The organism is Pedobacter sp. 01T416_2 (assembly GCF_056398925.1).
The window spans coordinates 1-5919 of the sequence record NZ_JBFTQI010000353.1 but is presented as its reverse complement, the minus strand read 5'-3'; the positions used below and the strand labels follow the sequence as shown (position 1 = coordinate 5919).

General features: G+C 40.9%; 4 protein-coding genes. All 4 read right to left on the bottom strand.

Annotation, left to right across the window (positions count from 1 at the left end; all coding sequences use genetic code 11):
* The coding region (locus tag AC1DPQ_RS15310) for a DUF6531 domain-containing protein (protein ID WP_477610074.1) at positions 1–2147 on the bottom strand (2147 nt) is incomplete at its 3' end.
* Between the two features lie 11 nt (positions 2148–2158).
* Positions 2159–3442 carry a tetratricopeptide repeat protein gene (locus tag AC1DPQ_RS15305; RefSeq protein WP_477578640.1) on the bottom strand — a complete coding sequence of 428 codons (1284 nt, stop codon included), beginning with the start codon at positions 3440–3442 and terminating at the stop codon, positions 2159–2161.
* A gap of 19 nt (positions 3443–3461) precedes the next feature.
* A complete protein-coding gene (locus AC1DPQ_RS15300; RefSeq protein ID WP_477578638.1) occupies positions 3462–5279 on the bottom strand; it encodes a type VI secretion system Vgr family protein in 1818 nt (605 codons plus the stop codon).
* Positions 5280–5291: 12 nt separating this feature from the next.
* Positions 5292–5919: T6SS effector amidase Tae4 family protein (locus tag AC1DPQ_RS15295; RefSeq protein ID WP_477610072.1), on the bottom strand; the 628-nt coding region annotated here is incomplete at its 5' end.

Here is a 5919-nt window from a genome sequence, read left to right as displayed (position 1 = left end):
GTCCAATGAACTTCATAGCCATCATTATCGCGACAAAATATGGGTAATTTTTGTCCTTCGTTATAATAAAAATCGACTATACGATTATCTTTTTGAACATGTTTAAGCAATTGGTTCTGCTCGTTGTACAACCATGTTTCGTTTGACCCAGCCGGATCACTGCGCAATATGAGGTTATTATTGTCATCATATGCATACTGATACTGCTCGCCATCTGCCGTATGATAAGTGGTGATATTGCCCCTCTCATCGTATTCATAACCGATTACCCTGCCCTCAGGGCTGGAAATCATTTTTTCTTCATTATAACGATCGTGTTCATACCAGGTTTCGCCACCCATAGCATCTACTTTTTTGTACACCAGATCGTTTTCATCATAATAATAGCGTTCTACTTTACCATCGCGATAATATACTTCGTTATATCCTTCTTCCGGGAAATAGCTTATCGATCCACTCATAAAACCATCTCTGCCTTCAGTATGGATTACACGGCCCTCCTCATCATAACGCCAGAAATAAGCCATCCCGTTACGGTTTGTTCTTTTCACTACACGATCGTGATCATCGTACTCAAAGCTGATAGCTTTACCTGCCTGATCGTATACTTTGATCATATTGCCGCGTTGATCGTAATCGTAACTCACCAACAGATCGCTGGTGTTTTTATATTGATAATAAACTGCTTTAATTGCCGTACTTGCCTCATTGTGCTGCATTTCGAGCACACGTCCAGAATTTTCTACAATGCGGGATAAAAGTTGTTTTTGATAGTAAAATGTAAGGTTGGTGCCGTTATTGTACTCAATTTTGCTTATGCGGTAAATATCGCCATCAACCGCGCCACTAAAAAGCGTATAGGTATAAATATCCTGATCAATAGTGAGTACCCAAGTATTTTCATTGGGCCGTTCCATCCAGATTTTTTGTGCACGATCGTACTGTTTGCCTGAATACGGTTCGATATAGGGCAAAGGCATCACCATATTTTCTTTCGGGTGGCTAAAACCAACAATTTCAGCTTCAGGATCTGGATAAATATATAAATCGTAATTATTGTAAACCTGATTGCCCAACATACCTGCATATGGCTTATCGCTGCGCCATACATTGTTCCAGGCCAGTGTTTGGCCACCAGGCAGTTCGAAATCGGTCCATTCGAAAAACATGGCACCAGTAACAAAATTAACAGGTTCCAACCCCCAATGACAAAGTTTTTTTGATATGGGATTATTTTTAAAAAGTCCCCGTAATACTTTATTGACACCTTTTAAGGCCGCTTTTGATAAGGCACTTCCTAATTTGGTGAGCCCCCTCATAATACCAAGGGCCGCAAAACGCATTAAATACTCTTTCAGCGTATAATTATGGGGTGCAAATGTACCACCAACCAACACGGGTTTACCAGTATTAATCTGTACATACATACTCAATAAATCGCTGTAAAAAGCGAAATAAGCCAATGGGTTTTTCTTCAATTTACCAGGTACAGTTGGCAGGGGTTTCAAACCCATTGGTGGGCACCAGCAGGTAAGCACCTGGCCGGGATTAGAACCGCTCATTTCCGAGCCTTGACCTTTTACAGTAGTAGAACCCCAGTATACCTCGCCCTCATGTGGCGAGCCGGGGATATTCACAATAAAATAAACTGGAATAGAACTGATGTGCCTAAACGGGAGCAAAACACCCATAACAGTAGTGGTAGTAGTGGCTTTGTGGCGACCATGTACATAAATTGAGCCGCCCATCGGGATACTGGCGGTACCGATTAAACCTTGCGCAAATTTTGGAATAGGAATACTGAAATGCAGGTAATCCATCGGATCGAACACCATCCCAATAAAAGGATGTGGTAAAGGCAAAGGAATAAACCCAAAAGATGGCGGAATGGGAATGGTTGTCCAGTGAAAATCGATAGCCAGTACCACATCAAAATGCTTGCTAACATGTTGTACCGCGGTATTGGCCATTCCAGGCTTTTTAGCTTTTACAAGCTTTAAGGTGCTTTTTGCCGCAGGGGGATTACTTCCAGGGGCAACGCCACCACCGCCGCCAACTGCTTTTGGTTCGGCTTTGGTTAGGCTTGCAGATAGGCTAATTGACCTATCGGTAGACATATTCGGTTTACTCGCTTTTACTTTTTTCATCCGTATATTTTTTATGATAATGGATTGGCGTGATTTTTTGGTACTTCAGCCATTGATTTCCAGTCTTCTCCGTAATCCTGCCGCATATCCATATCTAATTTTTTGCCCTCAAGGCTTTCCTCACCATATTTTTTTAACATGATCGATGCGGTATAAGCCATCGAACTTTGTCGCCGTTTTTCAACCGGCATTTTTCTGGCAATTTCCAAACACTTCAAATAATAATTCATTGCTTTTGCAGAGCCGGTTATTTTGCTCTCCGAAAGCTGACCAAGTAAGCGGGTACATTCCATCGCTATAAAATCGTTCTCTATAATTTCTGCGATTTTAATTGCCTTTTCGAAGTACTTTTTAGCTTCATCTTTACCCGAATGTGCCAGTAAGAAACTGCCATAGCTCATGTGGATATGCGCACTCAATAGTGTGTTTTCTCCAGCACGGGCCAAAGCCATCTCATATTGTTGGCGTGCTTCACTCCTTTTATTCTTTATGGCTAAACTCTGTGCCAGCATTATTCTTGCTGCCACTACCGCCTCGTGCAATCCTTGTTTCTGGGCGATTACAATTGCCCGTTCTAAAACTGCATTGGCCTGCTCATGTTTGCCTTTACTTAAATAATTACTTGCAATCAGTATCTGCTGCTGGTAATCACTTTCAGGATCGTTCTTCTCCCGGTTGGTATGTGCTGCCGCATTTTGCATCAACTGGCTCACATCAATATTGATCCTGAATTCGGTACCCTGTTTTAATTTTTTTAAGGTACGGTGTGTATGGTGCTCGGTATAAACCAGTTTAATATTATGGTTATCGAACGCTTTAACACAGCTGCACCATTCGTTAATCCATTCAGATAGGCCAGCTACATCATAGATGGTAGTTGGTGCCAGCTGAACATGTATTTTCTTTAATTTTAATTCAGGATAAAGATTGCATAACCTTATAAGTGCTGTAACAGGCAAGTAGGCATCAGTTTTATAATTCCGGGCACCTTCACCAACTTCAATATCCCAAACAACACCGGCTCTTGTATCCTTCTGCCATAAGTCAAAAATCTCCTTCCATTCTTTAACCAAACTTTTACCGTAATCATTTTCGTTCTGGAATTCCTGATAATGGAGCAGGAACATATCGTTAGTTCTGCTTTCTTCTGTTAATTGATATTTAAAATAAGCTTCGAATAAATTTACTTCGTGCCGCTCACCCAAACAGAGAAACAGGGTTTCTGATGGATGTTGCCTTACTACTTGTTGCCATTGTTTATCTATCTTAAATAATTCCAGTTGTATCGGGTTCATGGAGCTTTAATGTCGAAAATTAGTTTAGATTGATGGTGCCGCTACTGATATTCGTTTCGCTTTCACCTCCCACATTAATCTTTTTCGAAGCCAGATTGGCCTCTGTTTCGCCACTCATCGAAAGCGTTTTAGTACCAATATCCAAGGTTTGTGATTCTATCCCGATACCAGAAGTTGGTGTTCCATCTTCAGGCCCTACACCTATACCAATACTGATTGAGGCAGAATTTCCGATGTTTTCTCCTAGTGTTAAAATATCCTTTCCCTTAATGATGATTTTTCCCGTTTTATCCATAAAAATGCTGCTCTCTCCGCATTTAATCAGGATTGATTCTTTAGTTTCGAAAACTGCTTTACCGGCTCCATCCAGCTCGATAAAATTGCTGTCTTTATCCCGCATAATCATACCCGCACCGTCATCCATGGTTAAAGTATGTCCGCTTTTAGAAGTCAAACTTTTGCTGTTATTGCTGGCACTACCGCCACTACCACTTTTGCCGTGAAATACCGAACCCAATACGATTGGCCTGGCAATATTGCCTTCTTCGAAGGTTAAAGCTACCTGATCGCCAATTTCGGGGATAAATACAAAACCCCTGTTTTTACTCACTTTATCGCTGCTTCCTGCATCTGGTGTAATTACCCGCAGCCACTCCGTTACGTCATTGGTTTTACATTCCCATTTAAATTTTACCTTAATACGTCCCTGCCCTTGCGGATCGGCATTGTCTATTACATCTGCCAGTTGCATATCTGGGCTTGGTTTACTATAGTTTTTTACCAAAAGGCGCTCCGTTGTAGCTACCACACCTTCGAAAGTGTTGTAATATTTACCTGTACCATCAATATCATGGTTGATACTGGTGATCAGAAATTTACCCAGGCTTTCTGTAGAAAAAGATAGTTCTTTTCTCACACTCATCGTAATTTCGGCGATACTGCCAATGCTCAAAGCAGCATTATCTCCATTTGCATTTACTTTCAATAAATTACTGATGTGTGCCTTTTCTTCATTCTGTACATGATTTTTAATGTCGTTGTTATTGTCTACCCGGATAAGCGATGGTTGATTGAAGGTTTTGCTATACATCGCGTTAGAAACTTGTATGGCGTGGGCAAGGTCGGGTGATCCGTCACCCTGTCCGCTACTTTCACTCTGGAGCATCTCATCCTGTTTGGGGTTATAAGCAAAACGTTTATTCTTGATTGGTGCAATTTCCATGGCATACTGCAGGTTTTGTACATCACGACCGTAAATCAAGGCAACCTCTTTCTGATCATCTGGCTTACCAAAATTCAATTGGTTGCCATCATAGTAAAACCATTCATGGTATTCGCCCGAAAGCCTGTTCAGAAAATCGAAATCACTCTCCCTGTATTGAATCAAGTAATCAATAGGATCTTTTCTAGCGGCATTGGCCACAATTTTAATATCGTTTGAGGGAACATCCGATGTAGCAAGAGTTACGATCGTATTTAAATCTTTATCAAGATAAGAACCTAAATCAGGACCGCGATCGATCAAGATCGTTGGACTATAACCGCTCACAATCAGTACACCATGATAGCCATGGCTTTGTGCCAGTTCTACTTTGGTTACCAGGCCGGCAAATTCCTGTAAACTACCAGAATCGTGACCAAAGGAAGCAGTAAGGGTTTTACCCACAAAATCGCGACTGTCATTTAAACTGATCATTCCCGGCGAACCCATCTGATCGTGGTTAAACCGCAGCTCGAAAAAATGATGCGCATTAAAAGCTTGTTTTAAACTAAATGAGGCAAAATGGGTAATTGCCTTATTTTCTATGTTAATTTCTACAATGAGTTTCTTTTCCATAAATTCGATCTTTTAGCAAATCCACAAATAAATTCCGTTGGTTCTGGGGTCTAAGAAATAATCCTGATATAAACATTTATAGCCATCCCACAGGGTAAAATGGCCAGTCGCATCACTAAACTGGGTTTTAAAGCAGATAATACCCGATACGCCGTCTATTTTATTTTGAAACGCCCTTAAATCATGATGTGCTATCCAAGTGTCTCTAACTCCTTTTTCCACTTTAATATCGGGCTTTTTATATTTGTGGTTGAGGTAGTCGAAAAATTCGCTCACCCGAAAACAATAGCGCTTTTGATCAGCTCCAGCAATAGTTTCGAACTTTTTAGTATACGGATACCGACTGGGTATGGCATGGACTTTTACCTTTTCCTGGGCCAGGAAATTCTGTTTTGTGGTATATTTCCAACTAGGCAGGCTTAGGCTAAAAACCTTGTTATTAATACCTAGATAATTAAACGCCCTGCTCATCCTCACCACACAGGTATTGGTAATGTAAGCAGCATTAACAGCCCCACCAATTGTTGCTTTTACCAGTTCGCTACTTGTTGCTGGGTAATTTATCCTTAAATCGGTAAAACTTGGTAAAGAAAGTGGCATGCTATTTTTTGGGTAGAAGTGAATCAAGATATTTAGTACT